General features: G+C 60.9%; 25 protein-coding genes and 1 pseudogene. 17 read left to right on the top strand and 9 right to left on the bottom strand.

The window, feature by feature from the left end; all coding sequences use genetic code 11:
* The first annotated feature begins 595 nt into the window (after nucleotides 1-595).
* The 3 genes and pseudogenes from ACW9H9_RS18570 to ACW9H9_RS18560 all read left to right on the top strand — a co-directional run bounded on the left by ACW9H9_RS18570 (nucleotide 596) and on the right by ACW9H9_RS18560 (nucleotide 2,435).
* Nucleotides 596-892, top strand: a complete 297-nt coding sequence (locus ACW9H9_RS18570) for a helix-turn-helix domain-containing protein (protein ID WP_457344640.1) — start codon at nucleotides 596-598, stop codon at nucleotides 890-892.
* Nucleotides 889-2,196 (top strand): type II toxin-antitoxin system HipA family toxin, encoded by a 1,308-nt coding sequence (locus ACW9H9_RS18565; protein WP_457344639.1) that lies wholly within the window; start codon nucleotides 889-891, stop codon nucleotides 2,194-2,196. The genes ACW9H9_RS18570 and ACW9H9_RS18565 overlap by 4 nt, the downstream gene beginning before the upstream one ends.
* Before the next feature lie 96 nt (nucleotides 2,197-2,292).
* A pseudogene (locus tag ACW9H9_RS18560) lies at nucleotides 2,293-2,435 on the top strand (DUF6890 family protein).
* A gap of 60 nt (nucleotides 2,436-2,495) precedes the next feature.
* Here the strand turns inward: ACW9H9_RS18560 and ACW9H9_RS18555 are convergent.
* On the bottom strand, nucleotides 2,496-2,960 hold the full coding sequence (locus tag ACW9H9_RS18555) for a DUF2442 domain-containing protein (RefSeq protein WP_457344638.1): 465 nt from the start codon (nucleotides 2,958-2,960) through the stop codon (nucleotides 2,496-2,498).
* The gene (locus tag ACW9H9_RS18550) at nucleotides 2,948-3,178 is read right to left on the bottom strand and encodes a DUF4160 domain-containing protein (protein WP_457344637.1); all 231 of its coding nucleotides are present in this window, start codon (nucleotides 3,176-3,178) and stop codon (nucleotides 2,948-2,950) included. The genes ACW9H9_RS18555 and ACW9H9_RS18550 overlap by 13 nt, the downstream gene beginning before the upstream one ends.
* Before the next feature lie 51 nt (nucleotides 3,179-3,229).
* Here ACW9H9_RS18550 and ACW9H9_RS18545 point away from each other — a divergent pair, with 51 nt between their 5' ends.
* The 4 genes from ACW9H9_RS18545 to ACW9H9_RS18530 all read left to right on the top strand — a co-directional run bounded on the left by ACW9H9_RS18545 (nucleotide 3,230) and on the right by ACW9H9_RS18530 (nucleotide 5,099).
* Nucleotides 3,230-3,526 (top strand): hypothetical protein, encoded by a 297-nt coding sequence (locus ACW9H9_RS18545; protein WP_457344636.1) that lies wholly within the window; start codon nucleotides 3,230-3,232, stop codon nucleotides 3,524-3,526.
* Nucleotides 3,527-3,653: 127 nt separating this feature from the next.
* Nucleotides 3,654-4,121, top strand: coding sequence for a DUF6392 family protein (locus ACW9H9_RS18540; protein ID WP_457344635.1), 468 nt, complete (start codon nucleotides 3,654-3,656; stop codon nucleotides 4,119-4,121).
* Nucleotides 4,122-4,260: 139 nt separating this feature from the next.
* A complete protein-coding gene (gene rclC / locus ACW9H9_RS18535) occupies nucleotides 4,261-4,836 on the top strand; it encodes a reactive chlorine resistance membrane protein RclC (protein ID WP_457344634.1) in 576 nt (191 codons plus the stop codon).
* A 29-nt stretch (nucleotides 4,837-4,865) separates the two neighbouring features.
* A complete protein-coding gene (locus ACW9H9_RS18530) occupies nucleotides 4,866-5,099 on the top strand; it encodes a DUF2790 domain-containing protein (protein WP_457344633.1) in 234 nt (77 codons plus the stop codon).
* 39 nt (nucleotides 5,100-5,138) lie between these two features.
* Here the strand turns inward: ACW9H9_RS18530 and ACW9H9_RS18525 are convergent, their stop codons facing one another.
* Nucleotides 5,139-5,834 carry a CatB-related O-acetyltransferase gene (locus ACW9H9_RS18525; protein ID WP_457344632.1) on the bottom strand — a complete coding sequence of 232 codons (696 nt, stop codon included), beginning with the start codon at nucleotides 5,832-5,834 and terminating at the stop codon, nucleotides 5,139-5,141.
* 160 nt (nucleotides 5,835-5,994) lie between these two features.
* Here ACW9H9_RS18525 and ACW9H9_RS18520 point away from each other — a divergent pair, with 160 nt between their 5' ends.
* The 9 genes from ACW9H9_RS18520 to pqqE all read left to right on the top strand — a co-directional run bounded on the left by ACW9H9_RS18520 (nucleotide 5,995) and on the right by pqqE (nucleotide 14,918).
* Entirely contained in the window at nucleotides 5,995-6,441 is a 447-nt protein-coding gene (locus ACW9H9_RS18520; RefSeq protein ID WP_457344631.1) for an Lrp/AsnC family transcriptional regulator, read from the top strand.
* A gap of 146 nt (nucleotides 6,442-6,587) precedes the next feature.
* Nucleotides 6,588-8,279 (top strand): flavin monoamine oxidase family protein, encoded by a 1,692-nt coding sequence (locus ACW9H9_RS18515; protein WP_457344630.1) that lies wholly within the window; start codon nucleotides 6,588-6,590, stop codon nucleotides 8,277-8,279.
* An 11-nt stretch (nucleotides 8,280-8,290) separates the two neighbouring features.
* Complete coding sequence (locus tag ACW9H9_RS18510; protein WP_457344629.1) at nucleotides 8,291-9,085, top strand: carbon-nitrogen hydrolase family protein; 795 nt, start codon at nucleotides 8,291-8,293, stop codon at nucleotides 9,083-9,085.
* Nucleotides 9,086-9,124: 39 nt separating this feature from the next.
* Nucleotides 9,125-11,524: a pyrroloquinoline quinone biosynthesis protein PqqF gene (gene pqqF, locus ACW9H9_RS18505; RefSeq protein ID WP_457344628.1), complete on the top strand. Its 2,400-nt coding sequence runs from the start codon at nucleotides 9,125-9,127 to the stop codon at nucleotides 11,522-11,524.
* Nucleotides 11,525-11,695: 171 nt separating this feature from the next.
* Nucleotides 11,696-11,770, top strand: coding sequence for a pyrroloquinoline quinone precursor peptide PqqA (gene pqqA / locus ACW9H9_RS18500; protein WP_457344641.1), 75 nt, complete (start codon nucleotides 11,696-11,698; stop codon nucleotides 11,768-11,770).
* 77 nt (nucleotides 11,771-11,847) lie between these two features.
* Nucleotides 11,848-12,759 carry a pyrroloquinoline quinone biosynthesis protein PqqB gene (gene pqqB / locus ACW9H9_RS18495; RefSeq protein WP_457344627.1) on the top strand — a complete coding sequence of 304 codons (912 nt, stop codon included), beginning with the start codon at nucleotides 11,848-11,850 and terminating at the stop codon, nucleotides 12,757-12,759.
* An 11-nt stretch (nucleotides 12,760-12,770) separates the two neighbouring features.
* Nucleotides 12,771-13,523: a pyrroloquinoline-quinone synthase PqqC gene (pqqC, locus tag ACW9H9_RS18490; RefSeq protein ID WP_457344626.1), complete on the top strand. Its 753-nt coding sequence runs from the start codon at nucleotides 12,771-12,773 to the stop codon at nucleotides 13,521-13,523.
* Nucleotides 13,520-13,795, top strand: a complete 276-nt coding sequence (gene pqqD / locus ACW9H9_RS18485) for a pyrroloquinoline quinone biosynthesis peptide chaperone PqqD (RefSeq protein WP_457344625.1) — start codon at nucleotides 13,520-13,522, stop codon at nucleotides 13,793-13,795. Before pqqC ends, pqqD begins: the two co-directional genes overlap by 4 nt.
* Nucleotides 13,788-14,918, top strand: a complete 1,131-nt coding sequence (gene pqqE, locus ACW9H9_RS18480) for a pyrroloquinoline quinone biosynthesis protein PqqE (protein ID WP_457344624.1) — start codon at nucleotides 13,788-13,790, stop codon at nucleotides 14,916-14,918. Before pqqD ends, pqqE begins: the two co-directional genes overlap by 8 nt.
* A gap of 3 nt (nucleotides 14,919-14,921) precedes the next feature.
* Here the strand turns inward: pqqE and ACW9H9_RS18475 are convergent, their stop codons facing one another.
* Nucleotides 14,922-15,080 (bottom strand): YqaE/Pmp3 family membrane protein, encoded by a 159-nt coding sequence (locus ACW9H9_RS18475; protein ID WP_003228885.1) that lies wholly within the window; start codon nucleotides 15,078-15,080, stop codon nucleotides 14,922-14,924.
* A 182-nt stretch (nucleotides 15,081-15,262) separates the two neighbouring features.
* Nucleotides 15,263-16,531, bottom strand: a complete 1,269-nt coding sequence (locus ACW9H9_RS18470; protein WP_457344623.1) for an aspartate aminotransferase family protein — start codon at nucleotides 16,529-16,531, stop codon at nucleotides 15,263-15,265.
* A 208-nt stretch (nucleotides 16,532-16,739) separates the two neighbouring features.
* Between ACW9H9_RS18470 and ACW9H9_RS18465 the strand changes: the two genes are divergently transcribed.
* A complete protein-coding gene (locus tag ACW9H9_RS18465) occupies nucleotides 16,740-17,639 on the top strand; it encodes a LysR family transcriptional regulator (protein ID WP_457344622.1) in 900 nt (299 codons plus the stop codon).
* Between the two features lie 228 nt (nucleotides 17,640-17,867).
* Here ACW9H9_RS18465 and ACW9H9_RS18460 read toward each other — a convergent pair whose 3' ends face one another.
* The 4 genes from ACW9H9_RS18460 to ACW9H9_RS18445 all read right to left on the bottom strand — a co-directional run bounded on the left by ACW9H9_RS18460 (nucleotide 17,868) and on the right by ACW9H9_RS18445 (nucleotide 23,661).
* Complete coding sequence (locus ACW9H9_RS18460; protein ID WP_457344621.1) at nucleotides 17,868-19,646, bottom strand: acyl-CoA dehydrogenase C-terminal domain-containing protein; 1,779 nt, start codon at nucleotides 19,644-19,646, stop codon at nucleotides 17,868-17,870.
* A gap of 134 nt (nucleotides 19,647-19,780) precedes the next feature.
* Nucleotides 19,781-21,067 carry a diguanylate cyclase gene (locus tag ACW9H9_RS18455; RefSeq protein WP_457344620.1) on the bottom strand — a complete coding sequence of 429 codons (1,287 nt, stop codon included), beginning with the start codon at nucleotides 21,065-21,067 and terminating at the stop codon, nucleotides 19,781-19,783.
* A 190-nt stretch (nucleotides 21,068-21,257) separates the two neighbouring features.
* The gene (locus ACW9H9_RS18450) at nucleotides 21,258-23,063 is read right to left on the bottom strand and encodes a phenylacyl-CoA dehydrogenase (RefSeq protein ID WP_457344619.1); all 1,806 of its coding nucleotides are present in this window, start codon (nucleotides 23,061-23,063) and stop codon (nucleotides 21,258-21,260) included.
* A 316-nt stretch (nucleotides 23,064-23,379) separates the two neighbouring features.
* The gene (locus ACW9H9_RS18445; protein ID WP_457344618.1) at nucleotides 23,380-23,661 is read right to left on the bottom strand and encodes a pyrroloquinoline quinone biosynthesis protein PqqE; all 282 of its coding nucleotides are present in this window, start codon (nucleotides 23,659-23,661) and stop codon (nucleotides 23,380-23,382) included.
* Nucleotides 23,662-23,677: the final 16 nt, after the last annotated feature.

Genomic DNA, 23,677 nt, shown 5'->3' with positions numbered 1-23,677 from the left:
CCACGGTAAACCGTTAGCCCACTGTTGGGTAGGTGGGGTTTATGGATCGCATACAGTTCGCCGGACGCTTACGGTCAGAAGAGCTCAGATAGACGGTTACCTGCACCTTCTCTTCGCCGATTGGCTTCGCAAGGCGTCCCCCGGGCTTGATGAGATCCATATGAGGCACGCTCCGGATGATGCGGCCTTAGGCAATCGATCCATGCGTTCAATGGGCAATGCATTGTTTTTGCCATTACACCGCCATCGCCCCTACCACGGGAGTAGGACGCGACTAGGTCGACATTAACGGTCTTTTTTTTCCTGTCCGTGCGCCGAATTTGCAGCGCGCCGTTCGGCGCATGATCTAAACCCCAATGTATACGGGGCCTGACGGACACCCACATTTTGAGTTGTGCGTCGAAAAAACAATTAGTCATAACTGACCTATTAAATACATTTTTCCATTTAATTAGTCATATTTGACCGTTAGCGAATTAAATATTTTTCCCTCGCGCACCCATTGACTATAATGGTCAGAACTGACTAATAGTGCTGATTTTATGGCCTTAACAAGTCAGATTTAGCCATTAGGAAAAATTAAACGAGGCTTGCCATGTCTTTCATGCATCTGCTCAGCTCTCCCGCAGAGATTGCTCGCGATGTGGGTAAAAATGCAAAAAAGCTACGGCTATCAAAAAATCTCACAAGAAAGACCTTGGCAGAGCTTTCAGGCGTATCAGAGTCGTCGATCCAGCGGTTTGAGACCTCGGGCGCAATCACTCTCGAATCAATGGTTCTGCTTGCAACTGCGCTTGATGAGCTGACTCCGGTAACGACTCTGTTTAAACCTTCGCAGCCGAACTCCCTCACAGAGCTGAAAAACTCAAAGCGCAAACGGGGTACTAAATGAAACCGCGTCAGGATTATCCAAAGCTGAAGCACGTTGATTCCCTTGAGGTCACCAAAAGCGGAGTGAAGGTCGGTGATCTGTACAGAGAAGAGGGGCGCGGGATTTTTTTCACTTACGACCCGGGATGGCTCGCGACAGGTTTCAACTTGTCGCCATTCACGATGAAATTCGACGACAAACCCCAGCTTGCTCGTGCTCCTGAGCTGTTCGAGGGATTACATGGCCCCTTTGCGGACTCTCTTCCAGACGGCTGGGGCATGCTGCTGATGGACAGATTCCTTAATGCCAAATTCGGTGACGGAACGGCTTACACAGTAACTGCCCTGGATCGGCTTGCTTACATGAGCGACAGGGCCATGGGAGCGTTTGAGTACCATCCAAAAGCGGAAAAAGAAGAGCTGAAGGGGACAATTAATCTTGCAAAGCTCTTCGAGGATTCCGTGGAAGTCTTATCAGGAGAAACTTCGGCAGTGCTTACCACGCTCAGGCTTGCAGGGGGATCGCCTGGCGGTGCACGTCCTAAAGCGATTGTCGCCATGTCTCCTGATGGGCAACATGCAACGTCCGCTTTCGGGCCAGTTCCGCCAGGCTATGATCACTGGATAGTCAAATTCAGGGCACCTAGTGAGCCGGTTGAAACCGGCGCACTTGAGTACGCCTACTACCTGATGGCCAGGGACGCAGGTATTGAAATGGCTGAGTCGAATATCCTGAACATGACCATGCAGGACGGTAGCCAAGAGGGCTTCTTTGCAACAAAGCGCTTTGACAGGCAGGGCGCTAAGAAGCTTCACATGATCACGGTCTCTGCGCTTATGTACGCAGCGTACAAACTTCCATCGATGGACTACAGCGGGTTACTCAAGCTCACAAACATGCTGACGCGTAGTGCCGCAGAGGTCGAAAAAATGGCCAGGGTGATGGTCTTCAATGCCCTGTTTCACAACTACGACGATCACACCAAGAACTTCGCGTTTATCGGGCGTGAGCCAGAGAAGCCTGGTGACAAAGCCGTGTGGACGCTCGCGCCGGCATACGACCTGACTTTTTCGGAGGCTCGGGGTGAACACACCACGGCATACAGTGGTCGAGGGAAGGCAACCCGGAAGCTGATTCAAGAGCTGTGCGCAGACTACAAGTACCTCAAGCCGAACGACTACATTGAGCAAACGCTAGCCGCATTTGCCCAATGGGATGACATTTTCAAAAGTGTAAGGATTCCCCTCAAAGCAGGCGCCGGTTACAAAACTGTTCTGGAACAAGACCATGCCTACTTCAAACTGATACGACCTACCAAGCGCTGACACCTCGTAGAAGAGGATGTGTAGTGGTCAACTCATTCCGGACACAGTTTTGAGTTTTTCTTCAGATTTCGCCGGAGCCAGTCCATCGTTGAATTGATGGGTCGGACCGAACGCTGGCTGCCAGGCACTGCGCCCCCCCCGCCGAGAACATGAGCACGACCAAGTGGCTGGAAGACGAACAATGGAAACGCATGGAAATAGCCGTGGCCAACGGCATTGCCATGGCGTTGAAAGGCTAACAAAAACCCCGCACACGGCGGGGTTCGGGAGACAACATGGTCAGTAACGCCGTTCAGGCTTCAAGCCCGTTTGCGTGGGGGTTGCTCTTGCAGGCGATCCCAGCCCAGACAGGCCAATGCCAGCGTGCGGGGCACCGCTACGCGCCCGTTGCTGTAGCGCGTGATGCTGCGAGTCGCTACGCCCAACGCTTCGGCGGCCTGCGCCAGGTTGAGCCCGGTGCGCGCGCGCCAGCCGATGAAAATCCGCGTGTTCTCATCGGGCGCCGCCTGGGCCAGTGCGTCGAGGTAGAGCGTGTCGGCGCCAATCTGGATATCCAGTTCGGGCCACTCGACCGTCCAGCCGTCATCGCCCAGGGTCGCCCCGACGAACGCCTTGGCCGCTTGCAGCGGCTTGAGGCCCGGGTAGGTGCCGACGTCATGGGTCATGTCCAGGGTAAAACGCTGGTCATCAATGAACGTCAGTTCCAGTTTGTGGCCCGGACGTGCCTGCACAGCCCGCAGGCGGGGGCGTTTCATGGATGCCACTTATGCCATTCCTCCAATAATTCGTCTTGGTGCTCGCGCACCCATGCCAGAGCCTCTTTCAGCACCACAGATGGCGCGCGGCCCAGCATCGCCTCACATGTTTCAAGGCTTATCAAGACATCGACACCGCCGCCCGTCAAGTGCACGTGCGGCGGCAGGTGGTCCTTTTCCCGCAGTTCTATGCGGTACTTGTCGCGAAATCGGTGTTGGGTAGACATGCTTGGATCATATAGCCAAATTGGCGATACCTCAACCTCGTTGAGGTCGGCATGAGCGCAGCCGCCACCAGCAAGCTCGACTTCATTCTGCGGTTGGTTGACCGCGTAAGCCAGCCCTTGGGCAAGGTGAAAACCGGGTTCAGCGACTTGGCCACTCAAGGCCAGAAAGGCCTTACGCAGATGGCCGAAGGCGGGGCATCGTGGGTGCGCTGGACCACTTTCATCGCTCACCCGTACGGATGGGATCAGATGGTTGAGCGGCAGCGAGCGGCTGAAGATGATGGGGTTTGCCTCGGACTGGATGCGGCCCCATTAATTCAACGATGGACCGGCTCCGGCGAAATCTGAAGAAAAACTCAAAGCTGTGCCCGGAACCAGTTGACCACTACAGTGTGGTGCTTTTGCGTCATGGTCAAGGTTGCATACCCGCGCACCGACCTGCACAACCTTCATCAGCAACAGGGCTGGTACTGATATGAACGCAGCAATGATTGACGACCTGATTAAAAGCCTCGGACGCACCTACGCCGAGCTGGTCGCGTCCGGCATGTATCTTCCAAACGGTCCGCCAAAAAACATGTTTGAGGGCGATGAAACGTCGTCTATGTCACCCGCACCCGGTCTGGAGCTGGGATTTTCAGCCAGTCAACATCTTGAATCGCTCTATATCTATTTGCATACAACCCCCAAAGAGTACCCAGCCTACGACGGGAATTTGCCGTACGCGCTTCAACGCCGAATGAATCAAGCAGGGGTCCGGTCGCGATACGGTGAACCGTCAGCGTCCAAGCAGCCTTTCAAAATGCCGGTACTCGGGATGACGGGCAGTTGGGATACGTATCACCTCCCAAACACCGCTAAAAACATCGAAACCGTGTTCCAGTACAACGCTGACATGGAAGTGGATAGCGTCGTGCTCTGTCTGATAAACACGAATGCCTAAGCAACCCTGACGTGCTTTAACCCTCACATCTGCCCCCCTCCCATTGAGACGATTGAACAATCACTTGAGCGTAACGCGCAAAAGTGCCCCGCCCTCACGCTTCAGACTGGCTTCATTCCCAACAACACGGAGAAGTCTGATGCTCACGTCATTGAATCGCGGGTTAAACCTGATCGGCAAACTGGACACCCTGGGCACGTCGCTCATGCGGCTGGCGATTGCCATTGTTTTCCTCTGGATCGGCGCACTCAAGTTCGTGCCGTACGAGGCAGACAGCATTACCCCCTTTGTCGCCAACAGCCCGTTCCTTTCGTTCTTCTACGCACATCCCGAGGATTACAAAGCCCACCTTGGCCACGAAGGTGAATTGAACCCCCAAAAACGCGCCTGGCAGGTGGCCAATAACACTTACGGGTTTTCTACCGGGCTGGGGGTGGTGGAGATCCTGATTGGCCTGTTGGTGCTGTCCAACCCGATTTCTCGACGTACCGGCCTGCTGGGTGGGGCGCTGGCGTTCGGCACGCCGTTGGTCACGCTGAGTTTCCTTGTTACTACGCCCGAAGCCTGGGTTGCGCCGTTGGGGGATGCCCATCACGGGTTTCCCTTCTTGTCCGGCGGTGGGCGCCTGGTGCTCAAAGACGTCTTGATGCTGGCGGGCGCGCTCCCCGTGATGGCGGACTCCGCACGTCAATGGCTGCGCGAACGCAACGCTTGAACTCACTTCTCGACGCTGGAGCAAACCTTATGAAAGCCTTTATTGCCTTGTTACTCACCGTTATTGCCACCCAGGCCGTTGCCGATCCGGTGGTGGACGTTGCCCGCACGGGCGTGCCGTTGGATGTGGCGACGGTGATCAGTGTCACCGACCTCAGTAATGTCTGTGGCATTGTCCCGGTGAAGTTCGACTATGTGGACTCACACGGGCAACCCCATACCGTGACGTATCAAGCCTGGGGCCAGGGGTGCAGCGGGGGCTGAGTTGGGCCGCCCCCGCGCAGGTGTTAGCAGCGCCTTGTATCAGTCGCCCAATTGGCAGCCTTGCCGGGTGACGGTGAGGGTCTTGTACCGCGCAGCCTGCGACGGCAAGACCTGCTCCAGCTGATCAAGGCACTTTGCGGGCTCATCCAGCGCAAGCGTTGTCAGCGTGTCGACTTCAATATCCCACCACCGACTCGCCAGCAGGCGCTCAATGATTTCTGGAGGGTGTCGGAACCGGACAACCTTTGCCGGCACGCCCGCCACGATGGCGTAGGGCGGCACGTCGTCGACCACCAACGCGCGCGTGGCGATCACCGCGCCGGTGCCAACATTGACGCCTTCCAGAATCATCGCGCTGTGGCCGATCCACACGTCATGCCCCACCACCGCCATATCAGTTTTGGCATGGTAGGAAAGTGCGGTATTGGTGTACTGAAACGGATGTGAACTCAGCCAGTGGGTGGGGTGGGTGTGTTTTTCCTGGCCGATGATCACCCTATGGCCAATCGAACAGAACCGGCCGATCGACGACACCACAGAAAGCTCGCAGTCACTGCGAATGTAGGTGTGGGCACCGATTGAAAGCCGCGGTGAATCGATATCCACCCAGCCCAGGGCGGCCGTCTCTTCAAGCTTCAGCTCGGTCTTTTTGCCCAAGGACTGCAAACCGCCCGCAAGCTTGCAGTTGTGGCTTCTGATCCAGCGTTTCCAATACAGATTTTTCAGGTAACCCATTCGGGTCGCCTCCTCATATTCGATGCGCAGCCTAGGCGGTGGCGGGCTACTTTACAGCAAGCTTTGGACAGGGCAATTAGGGCTTTTTGAAAAACTGTGAGCCTGCCCAGCCCATCCGACGAGTAACATACCCCCCACTGCGCCCTCGCCGGAGAACACCTTGCCCGCCCTCGACGAAATCGACCGTCAACTGATCGCCGCCCTGCAAATCAACGCCCGCGAAAGCGTGGCCATGCTCGCCCGGCAGTTAGGCATCGCCCGCACCACCGTCACCTCGCGCCTGGCGCGCCTGGAAAAAACCCAGGTGATCACCGGCTACGGCGTGCGCCTGGCCCAGCGGGTGATGGACGGCGGTTTGCAGGCCTACGTCGGGATCACCGTGCAGCCGCGCTCGGGCAAGGAAGTGTTGCGTCGGCTCAGTGCCATGGCGCAGGTACAGCAACTCTGTGCTGTGAGCGGTGAATTCGATTACGTGGCCTGGCTGCGCACCGATTCGCCGGAACAACTGGACCAATTGCTGGACCAGATCGGCAGCGTCGACGGCGTGGAGAAAACCACCACGTCCATCATCCTCAGTAACAAATTGGACCGTGGCCAGCCAGTTTGACCACAACATTCGTCACTTTGACCAAAAACAATTCAATACGACGACACTTTGCGCCTTATTAACGAACTCCACGCCTCCTAGAATGGCTGACATCTTTTCCTACACTTAGCGGGTCCGCATCCGCCGTGTTGCCAGCAAGGTCAGCCATGAACGCCACCCACAAGCCCCATCGCCACCCCGCAGACGGTAAAAAACCCGTCACCGTCTTTGGCCCCGACTTTCCGTTCGCGTTTGACGACTGGATCGACCACCCGGCCGGCCTGGGCAGTATTCCCGCCGCCCACCATGGCGCCGAAGTGGCGATTGTCGGCGCGGGGATCGCCGGGCTGGTGGCAGCCTATGAGTTGATGAAGCTGGGCCTGAAGCCGGTGGTGTATGAGGCCTCGAAAATGGGCGGCCGCCTGCGTTCACAGGCTTTTGAAGGGGCCGAGGGCATCATCGCCGAGCTGGGCGGCATGCGTTTTCCGGTGTCGTCCACCGCGTTCTACCACTACGTGGACAAGCTGGGCCTTGAAACCAAACCCTTCCCTAACCCGCTCACCCCGGCGTCGGGCAGTACGGTCATCGACCTGGAAGGCCAGACCCATTACGCACAAAAACTGTCCGACCTGCCTGCACTGTTCCAGGAAGTTGCCGACGCCTGGGCCGACGCCCTGGAAGCCGGCTCGCAATTCGCCGACATCCAGCAAGCCATCCGCGACCGTGACGTACCGCGCCTCAAGGCACTGTGGAATACGCTGGTTCCGTTGTGGGACGACCGCACCTTCTACGACTTCGTGGCAACCTCCAAATCCTTCGCCAAACTCTCGTTCCTGCACCGCGAAGTGTTCGGCCAGGTCGGTTTCGGCACCGGCGGCTGGGACTCGGACTTCCCCAACTCGATGCTGGAAATTTTCCGCGTGGTCATGACCAACTGCGACGATCACCAGCACCTGGTGGTCGGCGGCGTCGCGCAAGTGCCCATGGGCATCTGGCGCCATGTGCCGGAGCGTTGCGCCCATTGGCCGCAGGGCACCTCGCTGAGTGCCTTGCACCACGGCGCGCCGCGGGCCGGGGTCAAGCGTATTGCCCACGCGCCAGGTGGACGTTTCGCCGTCACCGACAACTACGGCGACACCCGCGAATACGCCGCCGTGCTGACCACCTGCCAGAGCTGGCTGCTGACCACTCAGATCGAGTGCGACGAAACCCTGTTCTCGCAAAAAATGTGGATGGCCCTCGACCGCACCCGCTACATGCAGTCGTCAAAAACCTTTGTGATGGTCGACCGGCCGTTCTGGAAGGACAAAGACCCGCAAACCGGCCGCGACCTGATGAGCATGACCCTCACCGACCGCCTGACCCGGGGCACCTACCTGTTCGACAACGGCGACGACAAGCCGGGCGTCATCTGCCTGTCCTACTCGTGGATGAGCGATGCGCTGAAGATGCTCCCGCAGCCCATCGACAAACGCGTGAAACTGGCCCTCGATGCGCTGAAAAAGATCTATCCGAAGGTGGATATTGCCGCACGCATCATCGGCGACCCGATCACCGTGTCGTGGGAAGCCGACCCGCATTTCCTCGGAGCCTTCAAAGGCGCCCTGCCGGGCCACTACCGCTACAACCAGCGCATGTACGCGCACTTCATGCAAAAGGACATGCCCGCCGAGCAACGCGGCATTTTCATCGCCGGTGACGATGTGTCCTGGACCCCCGCGTGGGTGGAAGGCGCGGTGCAAACCTCGCTGAACGCGGTGTGGGGCATCATGACCCACTTTGGCGGCAGCACCCATGCGCAAAACCCGGGCCCCGGGGATGTGTTCGACGAGATCGGCCCGATCGCCCTACCCGAATAAGGAGCCGCCTCATGCGTGTCGCCCTTTATCAATGCCCGCCGCTGCCGCTGGACGTGGCGGGCAACCTCCAGCGCCTGCAACGCCTCGTGCCCGAAGCGGGCGACGCCGAGCTGCTGGTGCTGCCCGAGATGTTTCTGACCGGCTACAACATCGGCGCCCAGGCGGCCGCCGCCCTGGCGGAAGATCAGGACGGGCCCAGCGCGCAGTTCATCGCCGCCCTGGCCAAACGCGCGGGCATGGCGATTGTGTATGGCTACCCCGAGCGCAGCGCAGACGGCCGGGTCTTCAACGCCGTGCAGTTGATCGACGCCCACGGCCAGCGTGTGTGCAATTACCGCAAGACCCACTTGTTCGGTGAGCTTGACCATTCGATGTTCAGCGCAGGCGAGGATGATTGCCCGCTGGTCGAACTGAATGGCTGGCAACTGGGCTTGCTGATTTGCTACGACGTGGAGTTCCCCGAAAACACCCGCCGCCTGGCCCTGGCCGGGGCAGAGCTGATCCTGGTGCCCACCGCCAACATGGTGCCCTTCGACTTTGTCGCCGACGTGACCGTGCGCGCCCGTGCGTTCGAGAACCAGTGCTACCTGGCCTACGCCAACTACTGCGGCCGCGAGGGTGCGATCGAGTACTGCGGGCAAAGCAGCCTCACCGCGCCGGACGGGCAGCGGATCGCCCTGGCCGGGCGGGATGAGGCCCTGATCATCGGCACGCTGGACCGCCAGCGCATGCACGACTCACGCGCAGCCAACCGCTACCTTGCCGACCGCCGGCCCGAGCTTTACAGCGCGCTGCATAAACCCTGATCCGGTAGCATAGGCACGTCCCCCGTTCTGGAAGTGCCCATGCCTGCGCCGGCCCACCCTCATCACCGTCAACTGACCCTGGCCAACGGCCTGCGGGTTTCCCTGCGCCATGCCCCGCGCCTCAAACGCTGCGCCGCCGTGCTGCGCGTGGCGGCAGGCAGCCACGATGCACCGTTGGCCTGGCCTGGGCTGGCGCACTTTCTGGAACACCTGCTGTTCTTGGGCACCGAGCGTTTTCCTGCCCGCGAAGGGTTGATGGCCTACGTGCAGCGCCACGGTGGCCAGGTCAACGCCAGCACCCGTGAACGCACCACGGACTTTTTCTTTGAGGTGCCAACGGCGGTGTTCGAGGCCGCCCTGGAACGCCTGGCCAACATGCTGACGCAACCGCGCCTGGCGCTGGATGACCAGGTGCGCGAACGCGAAGTGCTGCACGCGGAATATGTGGCCTGGTCCACCGATGAGGCCGCGCAACATGAGCAAGCGCTGCTCCAAGGCGTTGCCGAGGGCCATCCCCTGCGGGGTTTTCACGCGGGCAACCGCGACACATTGCCCGTATCGCGTGAGGATTTTCAGCAGGCGTTGCGGGCGTTTTACCAAGGTTTTTATCAGACCGGCCAGATGAGCCTGAGCCTGTGCGGCCCCCAGCCGTTAGCCGACCTGCACACCCTGGCTCAGCGGTTCAGTGAACGGCTCACGCCCGGCCAGCACCGAGAACAAATCGCCGCGCCCGCTTTGTTGGCAAGCGATGAACACCGCTACGTTCAGGCAAGCGGCCGTCAGTGGCACCAACTGATCGCCGGTGACGCGCCTGCCCAGGCCCTGGATTTTCTCTGCACCTGGCTGAACACCTCGGCAACGGGCGGCTTGCTCGCCGAACTGCACACCCGGCGCTGGGCCAGTGGGCTGCACGCCAAGCCGCTTTATCAGTTCGGGCAGCAGGCATTACTGTCGATCGGCATCACCCTGTGCGATGACAACCCACCGCCCGTGCAAACCCTGCTGCACGACTGGCTGAGCTTTTTCGCACACAGCGACTGGACGCAACTGCGCGAAGAGTACACCTTGCTGATCGCCCGCCAACAACAGGTGAGCGGCGCACTGGCCTTGGCCCGGCAAGACATCCAAGGCTGGGCGCCACACCTGTCCGACGCCGATGCGGCCGCCCTCAAGGCGCTGTTGATGTCGCTGCATTTACCAGCGGCCCGGGAAGCCTGGCAATTACCCGCGCTCAACCCGTTCTTGCGCACGGCGGTCAAAGAACAACGCCCGGGGCTGATTCGCGGTCAGACCAGCGCCCATCGCGGCTTGCGCACATTTGCCCAGGACCGCTCGCGGGGGCGAAAAGACCTGCCGGCCTTGACCTTCAGCCATGCGCTCCCGGATGACACCGGCGAGGGCGCCCTTTACCTGCGCTGGCGCTTCGATTCGCCCGTGCATGGGGATGTTTTCCCACGCTTGGAACACAGCCTGCAGGCATTGAGCGAGCAGGCACGCCAGGCCGGTGTGGTTTTATCCTTCGACGCAGCGGGCAATGACTGGCAGCTCAAACTCAGCGGTCTGCACGAACCCATGCCAGCCGTGCTGGAGCAGGTCGCACGCCGCCTGAACATGCCCGCCGACGACACGGGGTCGCGGCCACCGTCTCACACGCCACCCACGATGGCGATTCGACAACTGCTCAAGGCATTGCCCGGCTATTGCACCGGCGCCACGCCTGAAAACATCGGGTCCCACACGGCCCTCGCGCCGTTGCCCGCTGCGGGGTCAACCGCCTGCTGGCAGGGCTTGGGCGTAGGATTGCCCGCGGCCTGTGAAGCGGCGATCAAAAGTGCGGCGGGGCGTCTGCCGGGGCACGCGCAAACGGGCAGCCACGCGCCCCTGCACGCGCGCGACCAGCGGGTTTATCACACCCTGAACACGGGTTCCGCCGAAGCCGCCGTGCTGCTGTTTTACCCGGTGCCCACCGCTGCACTGGCCGACGAGGCCTGCTGGCGATTGCTGGCCCACCTGGCCCAACCGCCGTTTTATCAACGTCTGCGGGTGGAACTGCAATTGGGCTACGCCGTATTCAGCGGCATCCGACAATTCAACGGCCACACCGGCCTGCTGTTTGGCGTGCAGTCCCCTAGTGCCAGCGTTGAAAACATCGTCGAGCAGGTGCACGCATTTCTTCAGCAGTTGCCCGGGCTGATCGACACGGTCAAAGACGCGGCCACGGCCCTGGCGCAACAGTTTTGCGCCACCACGCTGCCCACCGCCGAGGCCGCCGAACTCCTCTGGCAGGCTTCGCTGGCCGGCCATCCGTCGGATTATCTGGCGCAGTTGCAGGCACTGATCGGGAGCCGCACACGGCAAGACCTGCTCGACGCCGCTCAGCAACTCAATGCGGGCACCGCAGGCGGGTTCTACCTGACCAATAAGGCCTTCCAGGGCTAGGGCTGAAGGGATCATTGCAGCCGTTGTAAAAGATTTTCTTGATCAAGATAGCGCTACCTTTACAACAAGTGCGTAAGATTCCTGCGCAGTCGTCTGAACGTCTCCGTCTGGAGATGGACTATATGTATTAGCTTTGTAGTAAACGTCCCATCCCTACGTAGGAGTATGAATATGACCTGGTCCAAACCTGCTTACACTGATCTGCGCATCGGCTTTGAAGTCACCATGTACTTTGCCAATCGCTGATTGGCTTTGTATCGCACTGCAACGCCTCGGCTCGCCCGGGGCGTTTTTATTTTTGAGTGTTGGGGAAGGAAGCGGTCATGTTCGTCCAGATTCTAGGGTCCGCCGCGGGCGGCGGTTTCCCGCAGTGGAACTGCAATTGCGCCAATTGCGCAGGCTTTCGCGACGGCAGCCTGCGGGCACAGGCCCGCACGCAGTCGTCCATCGCGCTGTCCGATGACGGCGTGAACTGGGTGCTGTGCAACGCCTCGCCGGACATCCGCGCGCAACTCCAGGGCTTTGCCCCGATGCAACCGGGCCGGGCCCTGCGCGACACCGGCATCGGCGCGATCATCCTGATGGACAGCCAGATCGACCACACCACCGGCCTGCTCAGCCTGCGCGAAGGCTGCCCACACGCGGTCTGGTGCACCGACATGGTTTATGAAGACCTGAGCACGGGTTTTCCACTGTTCAAGATGCTGACCCACTGGAACGGCGGCCTGGACTGGAACCGCATCGAACTGGACCAACATTTCACCATCCCGGCCTGCCCCAACCTGCGCTTCACGCCGCTACCGCTGCGCAGCGCGGCGCCGCCCTACTCACCGCACCGGTTCGACCCGCATCCGGGCGACAACATCGGCCTGATCGTCGAAGACCTGCGCACCGGCGGCAAACTGTTCTACGCGCCGGGCCTGGGCAAGGTCGATGGCCCGTTGCTGGAGATCATGGCCGCCAGCGACTGCCTGCTGGTGGACGGCACGCTGTGGGATGACGACGAAATGCAGCGCCGTGGCGTGGGCACCCGCACCGGCCGCGAGATGGGCCACCTGGCGCAAAACGGCCCCGGCGGCATGCTGCAGGTGCTGGAGCAGTTGCCCGAACAGCGCAAGGTGCTGATCCACATCAACAACACCAACCCGATCCTGGATGAAGACTCTCCCGAACGGGCCGAACTGGTGCGACGTAATGTAGAAGTAGCCTACGACGGCATGAGCATCCAATTGTAGGAATGAACCCAATGACTGACACACCGCTGAGCACCACCGAGTTTGAACAGGCCCTGCTCGCCAAAGGCGCCTTCTACCATATCCATCACCCCTACCATGTGGCGATGTACGAAGGCCGCGCCACCCGCGAACAAATCCAGGGCTGGGTCGCCAACCGCTTTTATTACCAGGTGAACATCCCGCTCAAGGATGCCGCGATCCTGGCCAACTGCCCCGACCGGGACGTGCGCCGCGAGTGGATCCAGCGCCTGCTCGACCACGACGGCGCCCCCGGCGAAGACGGTGGCATTGAAGCCTGGTTGCGCCTGGGCCAGGCCGTGGGGCTGGACCCGGACCAACTGCGCTCGCAGGAATTGGTACTGCCAGGCGTGCGTTTTGCGGTAGACGCCTACGTGAACTTTGCCCGCCGCGCCAACTGGCAGGAAGCGGCCAGCAGCTCGTTGACCGAACTGTTCGCCCCCCAGATCCACCAGTCGCGCCTGGACAGCTGGCCCCAGCATTACCCCTGGATCGACCCGGCCGGCTACGACTATTTCCGTACCCGCCTGGGCCAGGCCCGGCGCGACGTGGAGCACGGGCTGGCCATCACGCTGGCGCACTACACCACCCGCGAAGGCCAGGAGCGCATGCTGGAAATCCTGCAGTTCAAGCTGGATATCCTCTGGAGCATGCTCGACGCCATGAGCATGGCTTACGAATTGAATCGCCCGCCGTATCACAGCGTGACCGACGCGCGCGTCTGGCATAAAGGAATCGCCCTATGAGCATCGATCGCCGCCAAAAACCGGCCTGGCGCCCGGGTTACCGCTTCCAGTACGAACCGGCGCAAAAGGGCCACGTGCTGCTCTACCCCGAAGGCATGATCAAGCTCAACGACAGCGCCGCGTTGATTGGCGGCCTGATCGACGGCGAGCGCGATGTAACGGCCATCATCGACGCGCTGGCGCAACAATTCCCTGGCGTGCCCGAGCTGGGCGACGACATTGAGCAGTTCATGGAGGTCGCCCGTGCCGAGCACTGGATCACCCTTGCCTGACAAGCCCGAGGTGGGCCTGCCGCTGTGGTTGCTCGCCGAGCTGACCTACCGCTGCCCGCTGCAATGCCCGTATTGCTCTAACCCCCTGGACTTTGCCGAGCAAGGCAAGGAGTTGAGCACCGAACAATGGATCAAGGTGTTTCGCGAAGCCCGGGAGATGGGGGCTGCGCAGTTGGGGTTTTCCGGCGGTGAACCGCTGGTGCGCCAGGACCTCGCCGAACTGATCGGCGAGGCGCGAAAGCTGGGGTTTTATACCAACCTGATCACCTCTGGCATCGGCCTTACCGAGCAGAAAATCAGCGACTTCAAGAAAGCCGGGCTGGACCACATCCAGATCAGTTTCCAGGCCAGCGACGAGCAAGTGAACAACTTGTTGGCAGGCTCAAAAAAAGCCTTCGCGCAGAAACTGGACATGGCCCGTGCAGTGAAAGCCCACGGTTATCCGATGGTGCTGAACTTCGTCACGCACCGGCACAACATCGACAAGATCGACCGCATCATCGAGCTGTGTATCGCCCTTGAAGCCGACTTTGTCGAACTCGCCACCTGCCAATTCTATGGCTGGGCCCAGCTCAATCGTGTCGGCCTGTTGCCCACCCGTGAACAGTTGATACGCGCTGAACGCATCACCAACGAGTACCGCGCCAAACTTGAGGCGCAGGGCCACCCGTGCAAGCTGATCTTTGTGACGCCGGATTACTACGAGGAACGCCCAAAAGCCTGCATGAACGGTTGGGGCAGTATTTTTCTCACCGTAACGCCAGACGGAACCGCCCTGCCCTGTCATGGCGCCCGACAGATGCCGGTGCAATTTCCGAATGTGCGCGACCACAGCCTGCAGCACATCTGGTACGACTCATTCGGCTTCAACCGCTTTCGCGGCTACAGCTGGATGCCCGAGCCCTGCCGTTCGTGTGACGAGAAAGAAAAGGACTTTGGCGGCTGCCGCTGCCAGGCCTTCATGCTCACAGGCGACGCCAGCCAGGCCGACCCGGTGTGCAGCAAGTCCGCGCACCACGGCGTGATCCTTCAGGCGCGCGAAGACGCCGAACACGCGACCCAGACCATCGAACAACTGGCCTTTCGCAATGAGCGCAATTCCCGGCTCATCGCGAAAGGCTGAGGTTCAACGCTTGGCGATGATGTACACCGCGTGCACGATGCCCGGGATATAACCGCACAACGTCAGCAGAATATTCAGCCAGAACGCGCCGCCAAAGCCCACTTGCAGAAACACACCCAATGGCGGCAGCAGGATGGCGATGATGATACGAATGAAGTCCATGGGGTCAGCTCCTGAAAATCGGCTCGTGCGAGCCGTACAGCTAATCGACCTTGCGGGTTCGTGAGGGTTCAGTGCCCCGCTAGCATTGGGCCACTCTCAAGGCGTGGCGCAAAAAATGCCCCCGGCCAGAAAACCGGCCGGGGGCGCCGCGAATACCGCGAGACGGTTCAGGAAAAAGCCGGTTAAACCGCAATGCCCTTGCGGCAGTGCAATTGCGCCGTACGCACCCGGGCAAAGGCGCGGGACAGGCGCTGGAGCATCTCCTCGACGTCGCGCTTGCTGACGTTAAGCGCAGGCGTAAAGCGCAGGCAGTCCGCTTGCGGTGCGTGGAGGATCAGCCCTTCGGCAAGAGCAGCCGTCACCAGCGCATCAGCCGAATCGTCCGACAGGCTCAGGCCCCACATGAGGCCCCGACCGCGCAGCCCGCCGTGTGCGTAGCGATGGGCAAGGCACATGAGTCCTTCGCTGAGGGCCTGGCCCACGTCCTGCACGTGGTCGAAAAACCCACCGTGCAACACCGTGTCGAGCACCGCCACGCCCGCCGCCGCCATGAGTGCATTGCCATGGTGGGTGCCATCAAGCTCGCCGGGCTCAAAACAGCAGGCGCTGCCCCGGGCCAGCAAGGCCGCCAGGGGCACGCCGCCGCCCAGGCCTTTGCCGAGGGTGAGGATGTCGGCGCGCACGCCATAATGTTGTTCGGCCAGCAGTGTGCCGCAGCGGCCGATGCCGGTGTTGACCTCATCGAGGATCAGCAAAATGCCCAATTCGCGGCACAGCCGCTCGACCCCCTTGAGGTAATGCTCGGTCGCGGGAATGACGCCCGCCTCACCCTGGATCGGCTCCAGCATGATCGCCACGGTCTTGGCATCCACGGCCGCGTGCAGCGCCGGCAGGTCGTTAAACGGAACGTGGCTGAAGCCCGGCAACTGGGGCTCGAAACGGTTCTGGCCGGCCACCGAGGACGCCGCCATCGCGGCAAAGCTGCGGCCATGGCTGGCGTGACGGGCGGTGATGATGTGATAGGCCCCGCCGCGATGGCGCTGGCCCCATTTGCGCGCCAACTTGATCGCCGCTTCGCAGCCTTGCGTGCCGCTGTTGAGCAGGTAGGCCTGGTCGCTGCCGGTCCACTCGCACAGGCGCTCGACGAGGTTCAGTTGATGGAGGTTGTGCAGGCCGCTTCCGGGGTTGATCAACGTCAGGGCCTGGTCGGCCAGGGCCTTGGCCAGCACGGCCGGGCTGTGGCCAAGGCTGTTGGCGCCACCGGCCTGGGCAAAGTCCAGGTAGGCGCGGTCATCGCGGCCCCATAACCAGGAGCCCTGGCCGCGCACGAACACCTGGGGCGGGCGGGCCACGGTGGGCATCAGGCAGTCACCCGGCCGCGCGGGCTGTGGGGTGTGCAACATCAAATCGTCGAGACTGGGGGCCGTACGACGCCGATTGAACAGGCTCATGAAAACACCCCGCCCGCAAGAGGACATGGGTTGACAGCAACGCCCAACGCCTGCTGATGATTGTTTGCATTGCCTATGTAAACACCGTCGAAATAAACGCTATTCATCGCCCGTTCCGGCCCTGCAAGCCCTGTGAATGGCGCTAGACTAGGCCCCTGCCGGGCACACAGCCATTTCGATTTTCCAGCTTTTTCGATAAGAATCACTTATGGATTTCAAGCAACTGCGTTATTTCGTCGCGGTGTATGAAGAAGGTCACGTAGGACGGGCAGCCGAGCGCCTGTCGATCTCCCAGCCTGCGCTGTCACAGCAGATTCGCCAGCTTGAACAGAACCTCGATGTTCACCTGTTCGAGCGCACCAACAAGCGCCTGCTGCCCACCCTCGCCGCCCACACGTTGTACAACCACGCCCTGCCCTTGCTCGACGGCATGCAACAGGCGGTGGAGGCGCTGCGCAACTTCAAGGGCCAGGCCTTGCGGACGCTGGCCATCGGCGTGCTGCAAACCGTGCACACCAGCCTGGTGCCGCAGATGCTGGAACGGGTGCGCAAGGCCCAGCCGCACCTGGTGGTGCAGATCTACGAATTGACCGGGCTTGAGATCGAGCGGCGCTTGCTCAACGGCTCCCTGGACATCGGCATCAGCTACCTGCCGCCACGCCAGCCAGGGCTGCATGGCGTGTTGCTGTATGAAGATGAACTGAAGGTGGTCATCCCGGCGGATCATCCCTTGCGCGAATTCAAGAAAGTCTCGCTCAAGCAAGCGGCCGAACTGCCCATGCTGCTGTTGGGGGAAGAGTTTCAGGTGCGGCAAATCTGGCAGGGCCAATTGGCCAACCTGGGCCGACGGCCGCAGGTGCAAGCCGAGTTGAATACCATGGCCGGCATTCTCGACAGCTTGCCGTACACCCGGCTGGCAACGGTGTTGCCGGGGCGCTCGCAAGACGCGCACAACAGCAAGGCACTGTTGTGGAAACCCATCAGCGAGCCCCGCGTGCCGCTCAAGGTGGGGTTGGTGTGCCGGGACGTGCAGCGCCAACAAGCCACCCTGGCGTTGTTGCGCACACTGCTCGAGGGCGTGATGAATGCGCCGCAGGACACTGCCTGAACTTTTTCGCGGGCAATAAGAAAACCCCGCCGAAGCGGGGTTTTGCAGACTGTTTCCCTGACATCCCTTTCACTCCACCATCCTGGCAGAATCCTACGTGTCCCTGTTGTTGCTTTGCGCTTCCTGCGCGACGTCCATGTGAAGTAGATTATCGATGGATCCAATTTGGCGATAGAGGGCGAATAGCAGCACGTCACGTAAGAGAATGCTTACACGCCCCCATCCCGGTCAGAACAGCGCCTCATCCAGCAAAAACAGCGACTCGCTGCCCGCCTTCACCGAGGCACTGAGGGACGCGATGCGCGGCAGCAAACGCGCGAAGTAGAAGCGCGCCGTGCCCAGTTTGCTGGCGTAGAAATCTTCCTGCGAGGCCTTGCCCAAGGCCGCCTTGGCCATGCGCGCCCACATGTATGCATAGGCCATGTAGCCAAACGCATGCAGGTACTCAACCGAAGCCGCGCCGATTTCGTTCGGGTTGGACTTGGCGCGGTCCAGCACCCAGGCGGTCAACTCATCAAGCTCGTCCACGGCTGCGTTCAGCGGCCGGGTGAACTCGGCCAGCTCGGCATCGGCCATTGCGGTGAACTGGCGGATCTCGTCGGCAAACAGCTTATAAAAAGCGCCGCCACTGCCCACAATCTTGCGGCCCACCAGGTCCAGCGCCTGGATGCCGTTGGTGCCTTCGTAGATCTGCGTAATCCGCACATCACGCACCAACTGCTCCTGGCCCCATTCGCGGATGTAACCGTGGCCGCCGCACACCTGCTGGCCAAGCACGGTGGTTTCCAGCCCCAGGTCGGTGAGGAACGCTTTGGCCACCGGGGTGAGCAGCGCCACCAGGTCGTCGGCGCGTTGACGGGTGGCGGCGTCTTCACTGTATTTGGCGGTGTCCAACTGCATGGCCACGTAGGTGGAGAACGCACGGCCACCCTCGTTCGCCGCTTTCATGGTCAACAGCATGCGGCGCACGTCCGGGTGCACGATGATCGGGTCAGCCACTTTGTCCCGCGCCTGCGGGCCGGTCGGCGAGCGGCTTTGCAGGCGGTCACGCGCGTATTCAACGGCGTTCTGGTAGGAACGTTCGCCCGAGGCCAGGCCTTGAATACCGACGCCCAGGCGCTCGTAGTTCATCATGGTGAACATCGCCGCCAACCCACGGTTCGGTTCGCCCACCAGGTAGCCCACGGCTTCGTCAAAGTTCATGACGCAGGTGGCGGACGCCTGGATCCCCATCTTGTGCTCGATGGAACCGCAAGTGACCGCGTTGCGCGCGCCCAGGCTGCCGTCGGCATTGACCATGAACTTGGGCACCAGGAACAACGAAATGCCCTTGGGCCCGGCAGGCGCGTCCGGCAGCTTGGCCAGCACCAGGTGGATGATGTTCTCGGTGAGGTCGTGCTCGCCGCCGGTGATGAAGATCTTGGTGCCGCTGATGGTGTAGGCGTTGTCGCCCGACGGCTCGGCCTTAGTACGAATAATCCCCAAGTCAGTGCCCGCGTGCGGCTCGGTCAGGCACATGGAGCCCGCCCAGGCACCGGCGTACATATTGGGCAGGTAGGTGGTTTTCAGTGCTTCACTGGCGTGGGTGTTGATCGACACGCAGGCGCCGGAAGTCAGCATCGGGTACAGGCCAAAGGCCAGGCCCGAGGAGTTGATCATTTCTTCGACCTGGGCCGAAACCGCCTTGGGCATGCCCATGCCGCCGTAGGTCGGGTCGCCGCCCACGCCCACCCAACCGCCTTCGGCATAGGTTTTGTAGGCGTGCTTGAACCCGGCCGGGGTGGTGACCGCGCCGTTGTCCCAGTGGCAGCCTTCTTCGTCGCCGCTGCGGCTCAGGGGGGCGATGCTTTTGGTGGTGACTTTGCCGGCTTCTTCGAGGATTGCCTCAACGGTTTCAACGTCGACCGTCTCGGCCAGCGCCGGCAGTTGGGCCCAGAGTTTGGCGACCTCAAAAACTTCGTTGAGGACGAAGCGCATATCGCGCAGCGGCGCTTTGTAGTCAGCCATGGCAAACCTCGTAGGAACTCTAAAGTGATTCGTGTGGGATCGGTTTTACAGGCTCCGAGTGTACCCGAACAACTTTTGAGACACATAGGGTCAAGTCATGACTTATAAGTATTTTTTGGTCACAAGTACACTGTTCAACCGGCGGCGCCCTCGCGTATCGCCCCGCGACGGTGCTCCCCGGCGGCCATCACACAATTGCGCCCCGCGCCCTTGGCGCTGTACAGCGCCTGGTCGGCCGACTTGAGCACCTCTTCGGGCGTGCGTTGCTGCGCCTGGCGTTCGGCCACGCCGATGCTGATGGTCACCGACACACTCGACGCGCCGTTACCCGAGCGCCGCTGGCGGCCCTGGCTGTCGTCTTGCGGGCGGTCGGGGTTGCGTAACTTGATGTCGTAGTCGGCGATGATTTCGCGGATCTCCTCCAGGTGCGGCAGGCACTCCTCCAGGGTCTTGCCCGCGAACACCACGGCAAACTCTTCCCCGCCATACCGATAGGCCCGCCCGCCGCCGTTGACCTTTGACAGCTTGGCGGCTACCAGGCGCAGCACCTGGTCGCCCACATCATGGCCATGGGTGTCGTTGAAGCGCTTGAAGTGATCGACATCACTCATGGCCAGCACATAGTTGCGCCCCAGCCGCTGCATGCGTTCATTGAGCGCCCGCCGCCCCGGCAGGCCGGTGAGTTCATCACGAAAAGCCATTTGATAAGCCTCGTGCGCCACACCCGCGGCGATCATCAGCATCACCTGGCTGCACATGATGTTCAGGGTGAACGGCAGGATAAACGTCTGGGGCAACATCCAGAAAATCCCCAGCAACCCCACCATCTGCGCGGCATGCAACGGGCGGGGCTGATACCAGTACTGGGCGGCCAGCGTGATGAAGCCGATCAGAAACATCGGGTAAGACAGCTGGATCAAACTCATCCACGCACCGTGCAAGGCCGGCCATCGGATCTCTGCCAACCAGCTCAGCAACGCTTGGGGGTAACTTTGCTCCAGGGCCAATGCCACGCAGCCCACGGCAAACAACACCGCGCCGCGCGCGACAAAGTCGCGAAACAAGTGGGTTTTTTCCTGCCACAAGGCATACACGCTGAACAGCAGCGGCAGCAGCAGCGAACACAGGTGGAAGACCACCGCGGCGTCTTCACGCACGCGCCCGGTGTCGCGGTAGTAATCGGTCTGGGTGTCCAGCAGGAAATAGGCGATGTACACCGTGATCATCAGAAACAGCTCACGCTGGCGCCGATAAACCGCGCAATACGAACCGCCCAACAGCAACACCAGGGTGGGCAGCACGTTAAACAGTGAGGTAAAGAAGACGTTGAGATCCTTGATGTACGCAGCCGAGAGCCCCGCCAGCAATAACAACAACGACGGTAGGAAATGGCTAAAACGCACAGCAGACGCGCGTGACAAGGGTAAAACTCCGACTTGCCCGTAAAAGATGGCACAGTGCCTTCATGCGGCACAGTTAAGCACATCCGCCTGGATGTGTATCACTTTGCCATCACTTTAACGGCAGGCTTTGGCAATCCCTGAGCGGCGCCCACAAAAAAGCCGCCGCTCCCAGGGAAGCGGCGGCTTTTCAAGGCAAACCGGCCGGGGCTTAGTAGCCCAGGTCGAAGTGCTCTTCTTGCATGGCCATCAGGTTATTGGCGCCCGACAGCATGGTCGCAACGTGCGTACGGGTACGCGGCAGGATGCGCTGGAAGTAGAAACGTGCCGTTTGCAGCTTGGCGGTGTAGAAGGCTTCTTCGCTGGTGCCAGCCGCCAGTTTTTCGGCGGCCACACGGGCGATGTCGGCCCAGAAGTAAGCCAGGCACGCGTAGCCCGAATACATCAGGTAATCCACCGACGCGGCGCCGACTTCTTCGCGGTCTTTCATGGCGGCCATGCCGACCTTCATGGTCAACTCGCCCCATTCCTTGTTCAGCGCATTCAGCGGGGTGACGAACTCGTTGAGTGCTTCAACGCCTTCGTTGGCCTGGCAGAACTTGTGCACGATCTTGGTGAAGCCCTTGAGCGCTTCGCCTTGGGTCATCAGCACTTTACGGCCCAGCAGGTCCAGCGCTTGGATGCCGGTGGTGCCTTCGTACAGCATCGAGATGCGGCTGTCGCGCACGTTCTGCTCCATGCCCCACTCGGCGATAAAGCCATGGCCGCCGTAGATCTGCACGCCGTGGTTGGCCGCTTCAAAACCCACTTCGGTCATGAACGCCTTGGCGATTGGCGTCATGAAAGCCAGCAGCGCGTCGGCCTGTTTCTTGGCGTCTTCGTCGGTGCCGTACTTGACGATATCGACCTGCTTGGCGGTGAAGTACACCATGGCGCGGTTGCCTTCGGCGAACGCCTTGGTGGTCAACAGCATGCGGCGCACGTCCGGGTGCACGATGATCGGGTCGGCGGCTTTGTCCGGCGCCTTGGGGCCGGTGAGCGAGCGCATTTGCAGGCGATCACGTGCGTATTTGAGGCCGCCCTGGAAGGCGATTTCGGCGTGGGACAGGCCTTGCAGCGCGGTGCCCAGGCGGGCGGTGTTCATAAAGGTGAACATGCAGTTCAGGCCTTTGTTCGCCGGGCCGATCAGAAAACCGGTGGCCGCGTCGAAGTTCATCACGCAGGTCGCGTTACCGTGGATGCCCATCTTGTGTTCGAGCGAACCGCACGACACCGCGTTGCGCTGGCCAATGCTGCCATCGGCGTTAGGCAGGAATTTAGGCACGATAAACAGCGAAATGCCCTTGGTGCCCGCAGGCGCGTCCGGCAGGCGGGCCAGCACGATGTGGACGATGTTGTCGGCCATGTCGTGTTCACCGGCCGAGATGAAGATCTTGGTGCCGGAGACTTTGTAGGAACCGTCGGCCTGAGGCTCGGCCTTGGTCCGCAGCATGCCCAGGTCGGTGCCGCAGTGCGGCTCGGTGAGGCACATGGTGCCGGTCCATTCGCCCGACACCAGCTTGGTCAGGTAGGCGTCTTGCTGCTCGGGGGTGCCGTGCTCGGAAATGGTGTTCATCGCACCATGGGACAGGCCAGGGTACATGCCCCACGACCAGTTGGCCGCGCCGACCATCTCGCTCACTGCCAGGCCCAGGGACTCGGGCAGGCCTTGGCCGCCGTGTGCCACGTCGTGGGCCAGGCTTGGCCAGCCGCCTTCAACGAATTGTTTATAGGCTTCTTTGAAACCGGTAGGCGTCTTGACGCCTGACTCGCTCCAGGTACACCCCTCGATATCACCCACGCGGTTCAGCGGTGCCAGCACCTGCTCACAGAACTTGGCGCCTTCCTCAAGAATGGCGTCGACCATGTCCGGGGTAGCGTCCTGGCAAGACGGCAGGCTCTGATAGTGCGCCTCGTAACCAAGCAGTTCGTCACGTACGAAGCGAATATCACGCAAGGGGGCCTTGTAGTCAGGCATAGCGATAAACCTCTGCTGATGTATCTGGAATGAACAACCGCGTGGATGTGTGATGCGGTCAAACAGTTGTTTGAAACATACGTTTACGCCTAATCCTTGTCAAGCACCGTGCAGCATCCGTTGTCATGACCTGGGTCAACTGTAGACGTGACAGGGCCTACAGCCAAAAGCTGCACACAAGCGAGCGGGTGAAGGGCGCAGTCAGGCTGCGCAGCGTAAAGAGAGAACCCGGGCGGGCCCGCGTGGCAGGCGACCCGGTGGTCTGGTAAGGCGATCGCAGCGGCCAGCCTTCATAGAAGCAGGCCCTGCAGAGGCGTCAAGCGTAGGTGTCGATCAACGTACCCAGCATTTCATTGGAAGCCTTGGCGACTTTTGCGCCCAACTCCACCTGAAACTTTCCCTGAGCCATTTCAACCATGTCGCTCGCCGAATTCGACGGCTGCGCGCGGTCGGTCGCCCGCAAGCGGTCGTTTTGTGCATCGGACGGCTGGGACGTGGCGGCGCTGGCGATCTTGCCGGCGGCCTGGTCGACACGGTTCTGCCCGGTCTGAATCGCGCTCAGCCCCGAGTAAAACGCACTGCTGCCAGAGATTTCCATGGCGTGAACCTGCCTG

The sequence above is a fragment of the Pseudomonas sp. SDO5215_S409 genome (assembly GCF_054071325.1).
Note: the sequence above shows the minus strand (reverse complement) of the source record. Positions and strands in the feature narration are given on the sequence as shown.